Source organism: Vibrio sp. SCSIO 43133, assembly GCF_023716845.1.
In the GTDB taxonomy this organism is placed as follows: Bacteria; Pseudomonadota; Gammaproteobacteria; order Enterobacterales; family Vibrionaceae; genus Vibrio; species Vibrio mediterranei.
Window position 1 is genome coordinate 830,274 of the sequence record NZ_CP068024.1, and the last position, 15,473, is coordinate 845,746.

The 15,473-nt window shown below is 43.7% G+C and carries 18 protein-coding genes and 2 tRNA genes; 9 read left to right on the top strand and 11 right to left on the bottom strand.

The window, feature by feature from the left end; all coding sequences use genetic code 11:
- Positions 1-13: 13 nt before the first annotated feature.
- Complete coding sequence (gene rnd, locus JKJ11_RS04035) at positions 14-1,132, top strand: ribonuclease D (RefSeq protein WP_031494239.1); 1,119 nt, start codon at positions 14-16, stop codon at positions 1,130-1,132.
- A 46-nt stretch (positions 1,133-1,178) separates the two neighbouring features.
- On the opposite strand, the gene minE is transcribed toward rnd, so the two are convergent.
- From minE to minC, 3 genes are read right to left on the bottom strand one after another with little or no spacing between them, the layout of a single operon-like run.
- Positions 1,179-1,442 (bottom strand): cell division topological specificity factor MinE, encoded by a 264-nt coding sequence (gene minE / locus JKJ11_RS04040; protein ID WP_031494240.1) that lies wholly within the window; start codon positions 1,440-1,442, stop codon positions 1,179-1,181.
- Positions 1,443-1,445: 3 nt separating this feature from the next.
- Complete coding sequence (gene minD / locus JKJ11_RS04045) at positions 1,446-2,258, bottom strand: septum site-determining protein MinD (RefSeq protein ID WP_252038770.1); 813 nt, start codon at positions 2,256-2,258, stop codon at positions 1,446-1,448.
- 21 nt (positions 2,259-2,279) lie between these two features.
- The gene (gene minC, locus JKJ11_RS04050; protein ID WP_031494241.1) at positions 2,280-2,942 is read right to left on the bottom strand and encodes a septum site-determining protein MinC; all 663 of its coding nucleotides are present in this window, start codon (positions 2,940-2,942) and stop codon (positions 2,280-2,282) included.
- A 180-nt stretch (positions 2,943-3,122) separates the two neighbouring features.
- On the opposite strand from minC, the gene JKJ11_RS04055 reads away from it, so the two are divergent.
- The gene (locus JKJ11_RS04055; protein ID WP_006075752.1) at positions 3,123-3,398 is read left to right on the top strand and encodes a YcgL domain-containing protein; all 276 of its coding nucleotides are present in this window, start codon (positions 3,123-3,125) and stop codon (positions 3,396-3,398) included.
- Positions 3,399-3,422: 24 nt separating this feature from the next.
- On the top strand, positions 3,423-4,400 hold the full coding sequence (locus JKJ11_RS04060) for a lytic murein transglycosylase (protein ID WP_031494242.1): 978 nt from the start codon (positions 3,423-3,425) through the stop codon (positions 4,398-4,400).
- A 55-nt stretch (positions 4,401-4,455) separates the two neighbouring features.
- On the opposite strand, the gene folD is transcribed toward JKJ11_RS04060, so the two are convergent.
- A complete protein-coding gene (gene folD / locus JKJ11_RS04065) occupies positions 4,456-5,319 on the bottom strand; it encodes a bifunctional methylenetetrahydrofolate dehydrogenase/methenyltetrahydrofolate cyclohydrolase FolD (protein WP_038225364.1) in 864 nt (287 codons plus the stop codon).
- A gap of 205 nt (positions 5,320-5,524) precedes the next feature.
- Here folD and JKJ11_RS04070 point away from each other — a divergent pair.
- Positions 5,525-5,601, top strand: a tRNA-Arg gene (locus JKJ11_RS04070).
- A gap of 186 nt (positions 5,602-5,787) precedes the next feature.
- On the opposite strand, the gene JKJ11_RS04075 is transcribed toward JKJ11_RS04070, so the two are convergent.
- Together JKJ11_RS04075 and JKJ11_RS04080 are read right to left on the bottom strand one after the other, a co-directional pair.
- On the bottom strand, positions 5,788-6,849 hold the full coding sequence (locus JKJ11_RS04075; protein WP_252038771.1) for a hypothetical protein: 1,062 nt from the start codon (positions 6,847-6,849) through the stop codon (positions 5,788-5,790).
- Positions 6,850-6,943: 94 nt separating this feature from the next.
- Positions 6,944-8,119: a helix-turn-helix transcriptional regulator gene (locus JKJ11_RS04080; protein WP_164491449.1), complete on the bottom strand. Its 1,176-nt coding sequence runs from the start codon at positions 8,117-8,119 to the stop codon at positions 6,944-6,946.
- 365 nt (positions 8,120-8,484) lie between these two features.
- Between JKJ11_RS04080 and JKJ11_RS04085 the strand changes: the two genes are divergently transcribed.
- The 4 genes from JKJ11_RS04085 (at position 8,485) to JKJ11_RS04100 (ending at position 10,703) form a co-directional block, all read left to right on the top strand.
- On the top strand, positions 8,485-8,835 hold the full coding sequence (locus JKJ11_RS04085) for a hypothetical protein (protein WP_124940722.1): 351 nt from the start codon (positions 8,485-8,487) through the stop codon (positions 8,833-8,835).
- 82 nt (positions 8,836-8,917) lie between these two features.
- Positions 8,918-8,994: transfer RNA gene (locus JKJ11_RS04090), tRNA-Arg, on the top strand.
- Positions 8,995-9,097: 103 nt separating this feature from the next.
- On the top strand, positions 9,098-10,291 hold the full coding sequence (locus tag JKJ11_RS04095; protein ID WP_252038772.1) for a DEAD/DEAH box helicase: 1,194 nt from the start codon (positions 9,098-9,100) through the stop codon (positions 10,289-10,291).
- An 88-nt stretch (positions 10,292-10,379) separates the two neighbouring features.
- A complete protein-coding gene (locus JKJ11_RS04100) occupies positions 10,380-10,703 on the top strand; it encodes a hypothetical protein (protein ID WP_164491450.1) in 324 nt (107 codons plus the stop codon).
- A 27-nt stretch (positions 10,704-10,730) separates the two neighbouring features.
- Here the strand turns inward: JKJ11_RS04100 and JKJ11_RS04105 are convergent, their stop codons facing one another.
- The 3 genes from JKJ11_RS04105 to JKJ11_RS04115 form a co-directional block, all read right to left on the bottom strand.
- Positions 10,731-11,183 (bottom strand): NfeD family protein, encoded by a 453-nt coding sequence (locus JKJ11_RS04105; RefSeq protein ID WP_252038773.1) that lies wholly within the window; start codon positions 11,181-11,183, stop codon positions 10,731-10,733.
- Complete coding sequence (locus tag JKJ11_RS04110) at positions 11,180-12,115, bottom strand: SPFH domain-containing protein (RefSeq protein WP_006075698.1); 936 nt, start codon at positions 12,113-12,115, stop codon at positions 11,180-11,182. The genes JKJ11_RS04105 and JKJ11_RS04110 overlap by 4 nt, the downstream gene beginning before the upstream one ends.
- A gap of 221 nt (positions 12,116-12,336) precedes the next feature.
- Positions 12,337-13,191 (bottom strand): co-chaperone YbbN, encoded by an 855-nt coding sequence (locus JKJ11_RS04115; protein WP_124940725.1) that lies wholly within the window; start codon positions 13,189-13,191, stop codon positions 12,337-12,339.
- A gap of 144 nt (positions 13,192-13,335) precedes the next feature.
- Between JKJ11_RS04115 and JKJ11_RS04120 the strand changes: the two genes are divergently transcribed.
- Positions 13,336-13,485, top strand: a complete 150-nt coding sequence (locus tag JKJ11_RS04120) for a hypothetical protein (protein WP_252038774.1) — start codon at positions 13,336-13,338, stop codon at positions 13,483-13,485.
- Positions 13,486-13,567: 82 nt separating this feature from the next.
- Here JKJ11_RS04120 and JKJ11_RS04125 read toward each other — a convergent pair whose 3' ends face one another.
- Positions 13,568-14,395 carry an SDR family oxidoreductase gene (locus tag JKJ11_RS04125; protein WP_006075622.1) on the bottom strand — a complete coding sequence of 276 codons (828 nt, stop codon included), beginning with the start codon at positions 14,393-14,395 and terminating at the stop codon, positions 13,568-13,570.
- A 63-nt stretch (positions 14,396-14,458) separates the two neighbouring features.
- Positions 14,459-15,373: a TIGR01777 family oxidoreductase gene (locus JKJ11_RS04130; RefSeq protein WP_006075623.1), complete on the bottom strand. Its 915-nt coding sequence runs from the start codon at positions 15,371-15,373 to the stop codon at positions 14,459-14,461.
- Between the last annotated feature and the right edge of the window lie 100 nt (positions 15,374-15,473).

Consider the following 15,473-nt stretch of genomic DNA (forward strand, 5'->3'; position numbering starts at 1 on the left):
TAAGAGAGACTGAGTGGAATATCAAATAGTAACCGAGTTGGCCGAACTAGAGTCGGTATGTAACAAGGCTCGTGAATCCGATGTAGTCATGTTGGATACCGAGTTTGTACGTATCCGTACCTTCTACCCTAAACTGGGTCTCATCCAGCTATACGATGGTGAGCAGCTGTCACTTATCGATCCATTGACTATTAGTGATTTCACCCCTTTTATTGAACTGCTTCAAGATGCCTCGGTACTCAAAGTCCTCCATGCCTGCGGAGAAGATTTGGAAGTGTTCGTCAACAGTTTCGGATGCATGCCATTCCCAATGGTCGATACGCAAATCATGGCAGCCTTCTTAGGTCACGGACTATCGACGGGGTTTGCTGCATTGGTTGACGAATACCTTGGTGTAGAGCTCGATAAGAGTGAATCCCGAGCTGATTGGGTTGCGCGTCCACTGACAGATAAGCAACTGGATTATGCAGCGGCTGATGTTTATTACCTATGGCCTCTGTATTTCAAACTGTTTGCTCAAGTGGAAGCAAAGGATTGGTGGGATGCCGCACAGCAAGAATCTGACTTGTTAATGCAAAAACGTGGTAAAACGCCAAATCCAGACAGTGCTTATCTCGACATTAAAGGTGCCTGGCAATTGAAGCGCAAGCAATTGGCCATTCTCAAACCTTTAGCCACGTGGCGAATGAATGAAGCACTCAAGCGTGACCTTGCACTAAACTTCGTCATCAAAGAGCAAGAGCTGTGGAGCATTGCGCGCTTTGCGCTTAAGAAGCCTAAGCAGATGGAAGAAGAGGGCGTGGATCCACGTGCTATTCGTCGTCATGGTGAGCGCATTGCTGCTATTGTCAAACGCGCCCAACAAACGCCAGAAGAAGAGTACCCAGATAAAATCGAGCGCCTAATGGATTTTCCGGGTTACAAACAGGTCTTTAAGAAACTCAAAGATGAAGTGAAAAAAGCGGCGCAGCATAGTGGCTTAGCGACTGAGTTTTTAGCATCTAAAAAGCAACTTAATCAGTACCTTTCATGGATATGGAAGTACGACCGAGATCCGGCAAGGTTGCCAGATGTGATGCAAGGGTGGCGACTGGAGTTGTTCGGTCAAAACTTAGATAAAGTTATGGATTAAAAAAAATGGCTCGCAGTTGCGGGCCATTTTTCTATTTGTTATTCACTTACTTTTCATCTTCTGGTAGCTGAACGTTTAGTTCTAGCACCGAGATGTCATCGTCTTTGTGCTCAAACGACAAGTCCACCATGGATGGATCAACTTCAACGTATTTGGCGATAACTTTAAGAATGTCTTCTTTCAATTGCGGCAGATACGATGGCGAAGGTGAACCTTCACTGCGACGCTCTGCGACGATAATTTGCAGGCGCTCTTTCGCTAAGTTCGCGGAGCTCTTTTTTTGCGGGCGGAAAAACTCGAGTAATGACATGAATTAACCCCCGAATAGACGTTTGAAGATGCCTTTCTTCTGCTCCGTTAAGAAGCGGAAATCAACTTGTTCACCAAGTAGGCGATTTACTGTATCTGCGTAAGCAAGACCTGCATCTGATTCATCGTCAAAAATGACAGGGACGCCTTTGTTCGAAGCATTAAGAACCGCTTGGCTTTCTGGAATCACTCCAAGTAGAGAGATGTGCAGAATCTCTTCCACATCTTCGACAGACAGCATTTCACCTTGTGTCACACGAGTTGGGTTATAGCGTGTCAGCAGTAGATGTTGCTTAACTGGTTCTAAGCTCTCTTCTGCTCGACGTGATTTAGAGTCCAAGATACCAAGGATACGGTCAGAGTCACGTACTGAAGAAACTTCTGGGTTTGTGGTAACAATGGCTTCATCGGCAAAATACAGCGCCATTAATGCGCCTTGCTCGATACCTGCCGGTGAGTCACAGATAACAAAGTCAAAGCCCATTTCATCGAGGTCATCTAACACTCGACGAACGCCTTCTTTAGTCAGTGCGTCTTTATCGCGAGTTTGTGATGCAGGCAGGATGAACAGGTTGTCAGAACGCTTATCTTTGATGAGTGCTTGGTTTAGTGTCGCTTCACCGTTGATCACGTTAACAAAGTCGTAAACGACGCGACGTTCACAGCCCATGATCAAGTCTAGGTTACGCAAACCGATATCAAAGTCGATGACTGCGGTTTTCTTGCCTTTAAGGGCAAGGCCAGAAGCGATTGCTGCACTGGAAGTGGTTTTGCCAACGCCGCCTTTACCTGACGTTACAACAATAATGCGTGCCATTATCTGTTTTCCTTAAAATTATTATATCGTGAGGATTTCGAAATCGAGTTGGTCGTTGGTCATACCAAACATTACCTTTTTGCCCCAATATTCACGTTCAATTTGATCACTGAGCCAGTAATTTCCTGCGATAGAAACCAGCTCAGCTTGTAAGTCGTTACATAGGATCTTAGCTTCACTGGAGCCACTAGCTCCGGCAATCGCGCGTCCTCTAAGCGTGCCATGGATATGGATAGTACCGTCAGCTATTACTTCAGCACCTGCACTCACATGATTTAACACCACAAGGTCTCTGTTTTTTGCATAGATTTGTTGACCGGAACGCACTGGGGTTCGGACTATCATAGTCGGTTCCATTTTCGCGGGTGCTTGAGAAGGGGCTTTACTTGCGGTCATTACAGCAAAGCCAGCTTCAATAGCGAGATTCTGAGTGCGTTTATCTTGGCAACCGGTGATACCTACTGGGATCATACCAAGTTCTTCTACGCCAAGTTTTAGGTCTAGGAAGTTGATATCGCCGTCAACTTTACTGATGTTTAGAACCACAGGAGCCGATGCAAAAAATGTCGGTGCTTGTGAGACTTTTTCTTGCAAAAAATGAACTGCTTTAGAAACATCGTTGTCAGAAAGATGCAACACCGATAAGGTGAAGCTACTGCCTTTCAGATCTGGGGATTGAGACATTGCTGATCAAATCCTTGTGCCAATGACATTGCTTTTTAAATAGGATAATCATGTTATATTTCAACACTACATACAGCAAGCTATCTTGCGCTCAAATGGATAATTAACTCTCAATTTTCCATAAACTAACCAAATACTTTCTTCCGGATGAGAAGATTGGCGACAAAAAGAGATATATCAATGCTTTGTTCTATCTATAAAAGCACGAAAAAGGAAGGGGCGTACCTATACATCGCCAAGAAGGATGACTTTTCACCAGTTCCAGATGCGCTGATGCAGATGTTTGGAAAACCAACTATGGTCATGGTGGTCAACCTTGCAAAACGTACACTGGCTCAAGTGGATGTAGAGAAAGTAAAAGCTTCTATTGAGAATGAGGGCTTTTTCTTACAGCTACCTCCACCACCAGAAAATCTATTAGAGAAATATAAAGAGCAAAAAGCTCAGCAAAAATAGCCTAGATGCTCAGGGGAGGGCACGGTGAAGAGATTATTGTCAGTTATGCTAGGAGCAAGCCTAGCCACGAGCGCATTTGCGCAAGAGAAAGGAACGTTTGAAGAGTACGTTGCTGGGCTTAAAGAAGAAGCTCGTCAACAAGGTATCTCTGAACAAATTCTGACAGAGGCATTTAAAGGTGTCGAGTATAAGCCGAGAGCTGTCACTGCTGACCGTAACCAACCTGAAAAAAAGCTAACGCTGGACGAATATATTCCAAGAGCGGTGCCTGATTGGAAAGTGAAGCAGGCCAAAGAATTGCACAACAAGTATTATGCTGAGCTAAAACGTATCGGTGATGAATACGGTGTTCAACCAAGGTTTATTGTCGCGCTTTGGGGCGTAGAAAGTAATTTCGGACGCTTTACTGGTAATTATCGTGTAATCGATGCCTTATCGACGTTAGCTTATGAAGGACGCCGTGAAGCCTTCTTCCGTAAAGAAGCACTAGCGGCATTAACGATTCTTCAACAAGGGCATATTGCTCCCGATGATATGAAAGGTTCATGGGCGGGGGCAATGGGTCAAAGCCAGTTCATGCCGAGTTCGTTTTTGAACTTTGCCGCTGACGGTAATGGCGACGGGAAAAAAGACATTTGGGATAGTGAAGCCGATGTGTTTGCCTCGACAGCGAATTACCTAGCGAAATCTGGTTGGGACGATAAATATACTTGGGGTCGTCAGGTCAAAGTACCACATGGTATTTCACCCGATTTACAAGGGCGTGAAGCTGAAAAAGGTAAGTATCTTAAGGAGTGGAGTAAGCTCGGTGTCACTCGTTACGATGGTCGACCACTGCCTCAGTTGGACGAAGATATCAAAGCATGGCTTATTATGCCCGATGACGAAAATGGCCGTGTGTACTTGGTATATAACAACTACAATGTCCTGATGAAGTGGAATCGTTCATATTACTTCGCCCTCGCTGTGAGTCATCTTGCAGATCGTATTGCTATGGATTAAATAAAAAGGACTGGCGTCTCTGACGTCAGTCCTTTTTTAGAAATCGAACAACCGATTATTTTTTTGCGGTGTGGAACTGTTCGCAGGCAATCATCGTATTTTCAATCAAGCTGGCAACCGTCATAGGGCCGACACCACCTGGGACAGGGGTAATGAAGCTAGCGTTTTCTCTGGCCACATCATATTCTACGTCACCCACTAAAGTGCCGTTCTCTAAGCGGTTGATACCTACATCGACTACAACAGCCCCTTTCTTGATCCAATTACCTGGAACAAAGTTTGGTTTACCTACGGCTACGACAACGATATCAGCTTGACGCACATGGCTTTCAAGATCTTTGGTGAAACGATGACACGTGGTGGTGGTGCATCCGGCAAGTAGCAGTTCTAATGTCATTGGACGACCTACAATGTTAGACGCACCAACGATAACGGCGTGCTTGCCTCTTGTTGGTATATTGTAACGGTCTAGCAGCGTAATAATGCCTTTAGGCGTACATGAGCGTAGCTTGGGGATACGTTGCGCTAGACGGCCGACATTATATGGATGGAATCCATCAACATCTTTTTCTGGAGTAATACGTTCCAAAACGTGTGTAGTATCGATTCCAGCCGGTAGAGGCAACTGAACCAAAATGCCATCGACTTCTGGGTCTTCGTTTAACTCATCAACGAGAGCGAGTAGTTGAGCTTCACTGGCATTTGCTGGCAGGTCGAAGGATTTGGAAACAAAACCAACTTCCTCACAAGCACGGCGCTTACTACCCACATAAACCTGTGACGCAGGATCTTCACCGACTAAAACGACCGCCAGTCCCGGCGCTCTTAACCCTGCATCCGTTCTCGCTTTAACACGAGCAGCGACTTCAGAGCGTACGGTTTGAGAAATAAGTTTCCCGTCAATGTTTTGAGCAGACATAATTTTCCTTGAGAAAGTTAATTGGCTGTTATTTTTGTGTGCATTGTCCCAGAAAATTATTTCAAAAGCTACAACGCAAACGTTTGCATTGGTGTGTTTTTCAGCTTTTAATGGTATGTTGACTTTTTTTTGGGCACTTAAACTAGTATGAGTCACAAAGCCATTGATTTACCAGTCTTAACTCGTATAATCCTTTCCCTATAGCGCGCCCTTAGCTCAGCTGGATAGAGCACGTCCCTTCTAAGGATGTGGTCGTAGGTTCGAATCCTACAGGGCGTGCCATTCTCCTCTCTTGCTATTCAATCTCTGTCTGTTTTACCCTGTTAGCTGATCTAGTGCTGCTTTTCGCATTGTTGAACTGTTTTCGCAATATTATCGTTTTGGTTGTTCAAATGGTTATAAATGGCAAAAGAGTAACCGGCTAAGTACGGTTACTCTTTATTGTTAAGACTTTGGACTTTGTACGGTTTAGAAGTCAGGCTCTTGAGAGTACATGACCAAAGAGCTTAAAGACCCCACATCTGTTGCAAATCCCTGATTTATATACTCATCAGACGTTGTAAATACTTTCACCATGGTCGTAAAGCCATCAGTTGCTGTAATATAAAGCTGATGCTCATATTCTATGCCTTTCTCGGTTAGAGTCAGCAATAATGCACCATCGTCATTGACTTTCCATTCCCCGGAACTGTCTAAAGCATCATCTTTGTCGCGTATTTCAAACTCATACCAGCCTGTGTTGACTGAGCTAGGAGTATTGTCAAATACAAATCGCTCATAATTGCCTTCACCATCGCCACTGTAGACATCTTGTGCTTTTATCAATCTTGCTTCATCGAATTTGGCGTATTTGCCACCTAGCGTTACTCTGCATTGGTCGGTGATAATCGTGTCGAACTCGGTTTTTGTGACCGCATGTTCATCGGTAAGGTTGTCTTCAAAGTTAGGATTGTCGCGCTGTTTACATTGGACAGGCGTATAAGCCTTAGCAAATAACGAGCTGTAATACGTGGTTTCGTATTGCGACGTATCGTCATCAAAGTAATATTCGTAGATGAGTGCTGATATTGATTGCGCATCCTCATCAATGACATTAATGAGAATATAACCGTCTTTTGGATCCAGCCAATCAAAGCGGGTCGAACCATTGGATTCACTGGCAGTCCCTGACTCACCTCCCGCACCAATATAATGATAGATAAACTTCCCATCACTTTGAGCTTCGAATGACCTAACCTGTCCCTTATTGTTAATTCTAAAGTACGTCGTATCTTTAGCTAGGGTACTTTGAACTGAGGTACTCTGAGCTTGGGCATTTTGACTGCTGGAAGACGAGCACGTTGCAACAGCGGCTTGGTAATCATTCTCTGTTGGGGCAACAGGATCATCGAATGAGCAGGCAGATAGTGTGGATAACTCAAGTTTACTGGTGCTCAATGCATCGCCGTCCGATGAATCTGAATTACAGCCAACTAGAAAAATAGTCAATAGTGAGGAGGCTAAAAGCCCTTTTCTCGCTCGAATAGACATGACAATTCCCTTTGTAAATGTTGTTAGTGTGTTTGTTTTTTAACCGTAAAGGCCGTATTAAAAACTACAAAACTAACCACAAATAACCTATCCCCTAAGAGGGGGGGTAGACAGGACTAGTCAGCAATGTTGCTATTAAGTCGGACTGGGAATGACTGCCGGTTTTGATGAATATCGATTTAATATGATCTTTAATCGTGTGGGTGGAGCGCTCTAAAAGAGCCGCAATTTCATTGCGGGTATAGCCACTGGCGATGAGTTCACACACCTCAGTTTCCGCATCAGTTAGGCCGAAAATCGCTTTGAGAAACTCTGAATTGACATGTATTGGGTGTTGTCGGTCATAGATGTAGACGATGGCGCCTATTTCATAGTCTTTAAGTATAGAATGATCTTGGTAGGGCGTTGGGTGCTCGATACCGATAGGAACTAATAGAATAGTGATTGGTGAAAGTTTGTTGGAAAGATGAGTGACTTTGCAGGCGAGATTGTTGTTTTCCCCGCGCTTTAACACGGTGAATAGGTTGGCAATGTATTCACGTTTCACAGAGATATCCTTGATGGAAAAACGTTGTTGGTTCACCTCTAAGTCATCATGAAGCTCGCCAAGTTCGATAGCTTTTTGGTTTACGCAGAGCAGTGCTCCTTTGCTGTCATACAATAAGGCTCCATGGGGAAGTTGAGCTATCAAGTGATGTAAATTAGCTGTTTCATTAAGAATTTCTTTAAACTGTTGGTAGAGACTAAACGCGCGTTGAATGTGGGGAATGAGCTCATTTAGGATCAGCACATCGTCTCGCGAGAATGCCTGGGCGCTCATATCGCGATGAATACTGAGCATCGCGATCTGGTTCTCTAATCTGCCAATTACAGCCGAAGAGACGTCAAGCATCTGATTACTATCAAACCATTTCTCGACCAATTTTTGACTAGATGTCAGATACTGGGGGGCTGGTCGGCCTATATCACCTAACAGTGTGTAAAAGCGGCTAGGCGGAGCGTTATCAATATAGTCGTGAATATAGTTACCTTCCTCAAGGTTGTTTTCAATAAACTCAATGATGACATCGGTCTTTGGTCCTGCAATCCACGCCGCTTCTATGGCATCACTGGTCGTATTTTGAATATGAAGAACGGCATCTGCTAAATTGAATTCCGAAACGAGTAGCTCCAAAAATGGCTGAAAGCCGTGTTGATGAGTTGGTGCTTGGTAGAGTAAATCGATTAGCTCACTGAAACGCAGCAGTGTGGCTTTTTCAATAGTGTCCATAGTAGTCCTTTGTCGCCATAGTGACACCAGCGAATACATCGAGTCCAATTCAATATATTAAGAACCACGTCTGCTGGTAGTAAAATTAATAGTGGGGAAGTTACGTACTACTATATTAAATATTCAACTTGATGAAATGCCGACTTTTTGACCGGACTCACGTCTGTTAGTGTGATTGTTGTTTCATAATTGAGACTTTTGTGAATTGACTCTGAGAATAACGTGAGTAATAGAATAAGGCCCCAAGGGGATTGCCTGCTTGTGCTCGTCTTTTCACATGTTTTTCTTACCCCCTGTTCAGGGGAGATAAAATGGCCTCCGCTATTTGTTATTCTTGTTATCAGAAGCGATAAAAGAGGTGATAAATGAAAGCGGAACAGCAATTTCGTTTAGCAAATTTTATAGTTAGTGATTTGCAAACGTTGAACTATAAATTGTTTCTTAACGTGGAATTAGTTGAAGGTTCGCCATTCTTGTCTGGGGTTACACCAAAGGGTAGGCCATTTGTTTTTGATGTGTTTATTGCTGAATTTGATGATGAATATGAACACTTGGTAGAGAGAATTATAAAAATAAAAAACGATTACCCTAATTCAGATGTTGCTTTGGGACTACTGACGCCATTCACTCAGAGGCAAGTTATCAAGAAACTGCTGGAACCGTTATTCATTCATGGTATTCGTTTGTGCTATTTAAAGGTGTTTGCTAACTATTGATAGTATAAGGTCGGTAACTGGTTGAGTTATCTAGTCCAGTCCTATACAATTCTTGCTCCTGGGCTGTTGGTCCAGCCAGGAAGCGCCCTTAGCTCAGCTGGATAGAGCACGTCCCTTCTAAGGATGTGGTCGTAGGTTCGAATCCTACAGGGCGTGCCATTATTTAAGACCCCTGATAGCTCTTTGAGTTGTCAGGGGTTTTGCGTTTTATGGACGTATGTCTGCTACACTATCTGCAATTTCACCTTCAAGAGAGTTCACCATGTCCTTTTCTAAACTAGGGTTAAGCCAACCATTACTAGATGCTATCAAAGAGGTTGGTTATCAAAAACCAACAACTATCCAGACTAAGGCGATTCCTATTGTTTTGAAAGGCAGCAATCTTATCGCTGCGGCGCAAACTGGAACGGGTAAAACAGCGAGTTTTGTTTTGCCTATTTTAGAGAGACTTAGTGCAGGTCAAACTGAACGTAAAAAGCGTGCACGAGCGATCATCTTAACGCCAACTCGTGAACTGGCTCTTCAGGTGAACCAGAGCATTGAAGCTTATGCACAGTTTACGTCAATAAAATCTATGGCGATGTTTGGTGGCGTTGATTACGCACCGCAGAAGCAAGCTTTAATTGATGGTGTGGATATTGTTGTAGCAACTCCAGGTCGTTTGATAGACCTATACGGTCAGCGTGCAATTCACTTTGATGAAGTCGAGACTTTGGTGTTGGATGAAGCTGACAAAATGCTGGATATGGGCTTTATCGAAGCGATCAACAAGATTATTGCTCGTGTACCAGAAGATGCTCAAAGTTTGTTGTTTTCAGCGACATTGTCTAATCCTGTCCGCGATCTTGCTAAATCTGCGATAGACAACCCAGAAGAAATTGCTATCACTAAGCACAGTGCTTCTAAGAGCAATATTAAGCAGTGGATAGTCACTGTCGATAAAGACATGAAGTCTTCACTTTTAAGTCATCTATTGCAGCAGAATCAATGGAAGCAAGCGCTTATTTTTATTGAAACCAAGCATGGTGCAGCTAAGCTTGTCAGCCAATTAGAAAAACGTGGCATTGCTGCTGAAGCGTTCCATAGTGGTCGTAACCAAAAAGTTCGTCAGCAACTTATCGAGTCATTCAAAGTCGGTGAGATTCAATACTTGGTGGCAACTGGTGTAGCTGCACGCGGTATTGATATTGAAAACTTGCCAGTGGTGATTAACTACGACTTACCTTATCCAGCAGATGAATATGTTCACCGAATTGGACGTACTGGTCGTGCCGATGCTGCGGGTGAGGCGTTATCGTTGGTATCAAAAGATAACTTCAAAAACCTGTGTATGATAGAAAGCCGATTAGGCCATTTGCTTGAGCGAGTTGAAATTGAAGGCTTTGTACCAAGAAAACCGGTGCCGATTTCTATCCTCAATTATGTACCTAAGCATAAACGTGACGAACAGCGATAATCTCATTTAGAAATACCAATGAAATTAAAAGGACTCTTGCTCGCTATTTACTAGTTTACTTTTAACAAAACGTAGAGTGAGCTGAACCGTGAAAAGGATTTTATTGGTAATTTTGCTAACATTCTCTGCACCTTCGCTGTCGGAGGTGTTCGATGGTTTTCCAGATGCGTTAGTGTGTGAGGTCGGTAAGCCTTACCGTGCGGGTGCTATCGTTCTACTGGTGGATTATCAAGACGAGCGCAAAACTGTTTTTTATCGAAGTTTAGACGGTACACACGTGGTGAAGCTTGACAAGAAAGGACTGGTTTCTGCAGTGGGTCGCTCAAGTCGAAATAGTTGTGTAGGTAAAACATTAAGTGCGCTAATTAGTAAAGGAATGGTCTACTCCTTTACGCCTTTTGAAACAAAATAGACACCTACTTGAGGTGTCTATTTTGTTTTATTCTGCTTTCTCAATCAGAAGGGTTATTCCATCGACATCTATCACTCTGACCAAGGTACCACTAGGTAAGTCAGAGTCAGAGTATGCGGACCAGGAAGTATCGCCAAGTTTGATTCGACATTTTCCCCTGGTAATATCTTGCTCCAACACCGACGTTTGACCTATGAGCTGTTTGTCCTTCTGATTTAGGCGTCGCTGCTTATCTGATTGCTTATCAACTCGATGTTGTTTACGCCACCATAGCCAGGTCAATACCAACGCAAACACCCCAAAGCTAATCCATTGCAGTTGCCAACTGATAGGAATAAAGGCGAGCACAATACCCACCAACATTGCTGCGATGCCAATCCACAACATGTAGCCAGCGGTACCGAGTAACTCGCCACATAGCAGTAATAATCCTAGAGCCAACCAGTGCCAGTAATTGACTTGGCTAAGCAGTTCTATCACGCGTTATCCTTCTTTTGTTGAGGCTTTGACTGATTAAACATTTCTGCAATACCAGCTACAGACCCCATGAGTCCAGTTGCTTCTATCGGCAACATGATAATTTTACCATTCTCCGCCTGACCAATCGATTTCAAAGCCTCAGTATAGCCTTGAGCAATAAAGTAATTCACTGCTTGCATGTCGCCCTGTGCAATGGCAGTTGAAACCATCTCAGTTGCTTTAGCTTCCGCTTCTGCGGCACGTTCACGTGCTTCTGCTTGAAGTATAGCAGCCTGTTTCTCACCTTCGGCTTTGAGGATTTCAGATTGCTTATGACCCTCGGCTTTAAGGATCTCTGCTTGTCGCACACCTTCTGCTTCTAGAATGTCGGCACGTTTATTACGTTCTGCTTTCATCTGAGCATTCATCGCTGCGGTTAGGTCTGCTGGTGGTTGTACGTCGCGGATCTCAATACGAGTCACTTTAACGCCCCATGCGTTAGTTGCTTCATCGACAATCGCAAGCAGTTTGGTATTGATAGAGTCACGTTGGCTTAACATTTCATCCAGTTCCATTGAGCCAAGCACGGTACGCATGTTGGTCAATGTCAGGTTACGAATAGCATGCTCAAGATCGTTCACTTCATACGCAGCTTTTGCCGCATCGATGACTTGAACGAAACATACTGCATCAATGACCACGTTAGCGTTATCTTTGGAGATGACCTCTTGTGGTGGAATATCTAGAACTCTTTCCATCATATTGATTTTACTGCCAATAGAATCAATGAAAGGGATAATCAAGTTCAGCCCAGGTCTAAGCGTATGGGTATAGCGACCGAATCTTTCTACGGTCCAGTTGTTGGCTTGTGGTACGGTTTTGACCCCGGCCACAATAAAAACAATTGCGACCAGAATGAAACCACCTATGGTGACCATTGCATCAATATCCATGAGTCTATCCTTGTATTAAAAATGTACAATCCTAAACAGTATACAGCGTTGTTAAGACAATACTGTGTAAAGGTATGTATTTTTTCGACGAGTAATCATTAAATTTATCATGGAGTTAAACTGATTACTGATAGGTAGGATGAGCGGTTCGACGAAATAAATTGGCGTAATAAGAAAAAGGGAAGCCTGCGCTTCCCTTAGAATAGAGTGTGACTAAGTTATTAGTAGAGCAGAGAATACAACTGACGGCGATACTTAGCGGCGATAGGGTTACCTTGACCTAGCGCAGACAAGATATCCATAAAGGCTTTTTTCAGGTCTCCATCAAGCGCATTCAAATTACGGCTCAGAGGCGTCCATATCAGAGCAAGTGCTTCTTCATCACGATTCACTTGGTGGTATTGAAGACCCAGTTCTGCGACCAGTTTAAGATCGTCAGGGTTTGCTTGTAATGCCGCTTCTAAAGATTGAATCTCAGGGCTATCAGCAGCTTGTTTGTGCAGTTCTAATTTCGCCACTAAGCTCTTATAGTGGTTGTCTTTGTATTCCATTGGAATAGTGTTGAGTACTTGTTCTGCACGTTCAAATTGATTGGTCTCAAGCAAGCAGTTGGCAACTGCCAATTTGATTTCACCTTTATTTTGATACTCTTCGGAAAGGGTCCCAAATGCAGAAATAGCAGCTTCAAACTCACCTTGTTGTGATAGCTCTAGCGCTTTGCGAGCGTTAAGTTCATCTTCACTTGGAAGATGTTTGGTCAGCATAGCTTTGACCGCTTCAATTGGTTGTGGACCACCTAGTCCGTCTACAGGTTGACCATTCACGAATAACGCAATCGTAGGAAGTGCTTGAACACCAAACTGTCCAGCAATCGCTTGTTGCTCTTCACAGTTCAGCAATGCCAGTGTATAGGCGCCGGCGTATTGTTCTGTTAATGCCTTTAAAGCAGGAATTAACTGAGCGCTTTCTTCACTCATAGGTGCCCAAAAGTGGATCAGCACGGGAGCTGTCATTGAGCCTTCGAGGACTTCGCGGAAATTTTGCTCATTTAAATCAACAATGTACGCTGGTTGCATTGAATTATCCTTATTAAGTGATTCGCATTGTTCTATTTTCAAGATTGGTATTGGTGAACCAAAAATCAAGGTTTGTCGAAGAGATTACAGAATTTAGATGCCAAAACGCCGCACTATGAAGCGCGGCGTTTATGGATTTCAGAAATGCAGCAAGCGAAGGTGTTTAAAACATTACAAAGTATGCAAGTGTTACACCCACAGCCAGCCAGTTTAGCTGATTTAGCGTCATTTTTAGAATTCCAAATTGATATCGCTGTGAGCAAGGTGTTAGAGAGATGGTTCCAACTTGTGTAGGGTATGGTTTCGTCTCTTGTATTTAACTACGTTGAGCAATATATCCTTCATATGTGACACTAAAATTACAAATGATCATTTTTTATGCGGCTTTTCGCAGAATCGGATCTAACCATTTGCTTGGAAGTAGACGTTTTAGTACCGCAAATATCTTCGTTGGTGTGGTGACTCGATAGCGTAACTTGGGTTTGTCTGACTCGAGAGCATGTAAAAGTGGCACAACGCAAGATTCCGGCGGCAGCACGAATTGATTATTTGAGCCTTCCGCTGATAATCGGCTTAGTTGTTGCTGGTAATGCGTTTTATGTACGCTTGCATCAATATCAATCCATTTTAAAAACGCGGCCTTGGCATTGGCTCTAAATTGTGTCTCAATAGGCCCTGGTTCTATGAGTGATACTTTGATGTTTGTTTGGTATAACTCAAGTCTGAGAGTGTCGGTCCATCCCTCGAGGGCAAATTTAGAGGCATTATACGCTCCACGGTATTTCATCGCAGCAAACCCGAGGACAGAGCTGTTTTGAATAATACGACCGTCGCCTTGTTTTCGCATTACCGGTAGTACTTGTTTCGTCAGTTCATGCCAACCAAAGAAGTTTGCCTCAAATTGTTCTCTTAGTGCATCGGTTGGCAGGTCTTCTAGGGCTCCGGGTTGGCCGTAGGCACCATTGTTAAACAAGGCATAAAGGCTCCCCTCACATAAAGCGAGTGCTTTTTGGACTCCCAATTTAATGCTCTTGCTATCGGTCAGGTCGAGTTGAATACAAGTCAGTCCTTCTTGGTTGAGCCTATCCACATCTTTTGGGTCGCGGCACGACGCAATGACCTTGTAGCCTTTATTCTGCAACTCATGTGCTGCAACGTAACCGATTCCCGTAGAACAACCTGTAATAAGAATGGCCTTTCCCATTTTTGCGCTAACCCTATGATTTATTCCCTTTCAGTAAAGGTTAACGCTAATGGTAGACGAGGTCTAGCGCGAGTTTGCGACGATGTTTTTCAGCGCTGAGTCGATATGAGGGAAGGAGAAGTTAAAGCCGATCTCTGTGAGCTTTTTAGGTTTTGCTCTCGTGCTATCAAGCAGTAAGCATGAAGATTCTCCCATAGCGAGTTTAATCGCCCACTTAGGAGTAAATAAAAAATGAGGGCGGCCCAATGAATTTGCCAGTGTCTTACTGAAAACTGCGTTAGTGACGGCATGAGGTGCACAGAAATTATATGGCCCGCTAGCGTGTTCAGTTTCCAGTAAACAAACAATCGCTCGCACCATATCTAGTATATGTATCCAAGGAATATATTGTTTTCCGTTACCAATCGGTCCACCGAGCCCCAGTTTATAGGGCAGCAGCATCTTAGCTAATGCTCCGCCACCTTCGCCAAGCACAACACCAGTGCGCAATAGACACACTCTTGTTTGATCGGACTGTGCTCGCAAGGCGATGTGTTCCCAACGTTCACAGACGTTGTGAGCAAAGGTATCCTGACTGACATGCAGACTCTCGTCGAAAGGATGATCTTGTTGATCTCCGTAATAACCGACAGCTGAGCCACTAATAAAAATTGCAGGAGGTTTCGTGCTGGCGTGAATAAGCTCCACAAGAGTTTCGGTGATCTTCCAGCGGCTATCACAAATACGTTTTTTTTGAGCCTCGCTCCAACGTTTATCTGCAATCGGTTCTCCAGCGAGATTTATGATGGCATCAAATTCATTGAGGTCGTTAAAGCTATCTAATGAATCGACATAGTGAATATTGCCACAGTCAGTGTGATGTAGCGTTTGTCTTGCTGTTTGTTCATCACGGGTCAGCAGAGTGATGGAGTAGGTGGTTAGGTGTTTCAGTAACTCTCGACCAATAAACCCTGTGCCACCTGTTACAAGCAAATTCATCTCTGTCCTTCTCCTCAGTAATTGACAACTTACCGATATGACTCAGTTGCTGAATAAGTAAATATAGCAATGAATCAGAGGATTAACTAACGTTGTTGTG

Excerpts from the sequence above, each read along its gene's own strand:
- JKJ11_RS04095 (WP_252038772.1), top strand. The coding sequence starts at position 9,098 with ATGTCCTTTTCTAAACTAGGGTTAAGCCAACCATTACTAGATGCTATC.
- JKJ11_RS04115 (WP_124940725.1), bottom strand. The coding sequence starts at position 13,191 with ATGCAACCAGCGTACATTGTTGATTTAAATGAGCAAAATTTCCGCGAA.
- JKJ11_RS04085 (WP_124940722.1), top strand. The coding sequence starts at position 8,485 with ATGAAAGCGGAACAGCAATTTCGTTTAGCAAATTTTATAGTTAGTGAT.
- JKJ11_RS04125 (WP_006075622.1), bottom strand. The coding sequence starts at position 14,395 with ATGGGAAAGGCCATTCTTATTACAGGTTGTTCTACGGGAATCGGTTAC.
- JKJ11_RS04080 (WP_164491449.1), bottom strand. The coding sequence starts at position 8,119 with ATGGACACTATTGAAAAAGCCACACTGCTGCGTTTCAGTGAGCTAATC.
- JKJ11_RS04110 (WP_006075698.1), bottom strand. The coding sequence starts at position 12,115 with ATGGATATTGATGCAATGGTCACCATAGGTGGTTTCATTCTGGTCGCA.
- JKJ11_RS04055 (WP_006075752.1), top strand. The coding sequence starts at position 3,123 with ATGCTTTGTTCTATCTATAAAAGCACGAAAAAGGAAGGGGCGTACCTA.
- minD (WP_252038770.1), bottom strand. The coding sequence starts at position 2,258 with ATGGCACGCATTATTGTTGTAACGTCAGGTAAAGGCGGCGTTGGCAAA.
- minC (WP_031494241.1), bottom strand. The coding sequence starts at position 2,942 with ATGTCTCAATCCCCAGATCTGAAAGGCAGTAGCTTCACCTTATCGGTG.
- JKJ11_RS04120 (WP_252038774.1), top strand. The coding sequence starts at position 13,336 with ATGCAGCAAGCGAAGGTGTTTAAAACATTACAAAGTATGCAAGTGTTA.
- folD (WP_038225364.1), bottom strand. The coding sequence starts at position 5,319 with ATGTCTGCTCAAAACATTGACGGGAAACTTATTTCTCAAACCGTACGC.
- JKJ11_RS04075 (WP_252038771.1), bottom strand. The coding sequence starts at position 6,849 with ATGTCTATTCGAGCGAGAAAAGGGCTTTTAGCCTCCTCACTATTGACT.
- minE (WP_031494240.1), bottom strand. The coding sequence starts at position 1,442 with ATGTCATTACTCGAGTTTTTCCGCCCGCAAAAAAAGAGCTCCGCGAAC.
- JKJ11_RS04130 (WP_006075623.1), bottom strand. The coding sequence starts at position 15,373 with ATGAATTTGCTTGTAACAGGTGGCACAGGGTTTATTGGTCGAGAGTTA.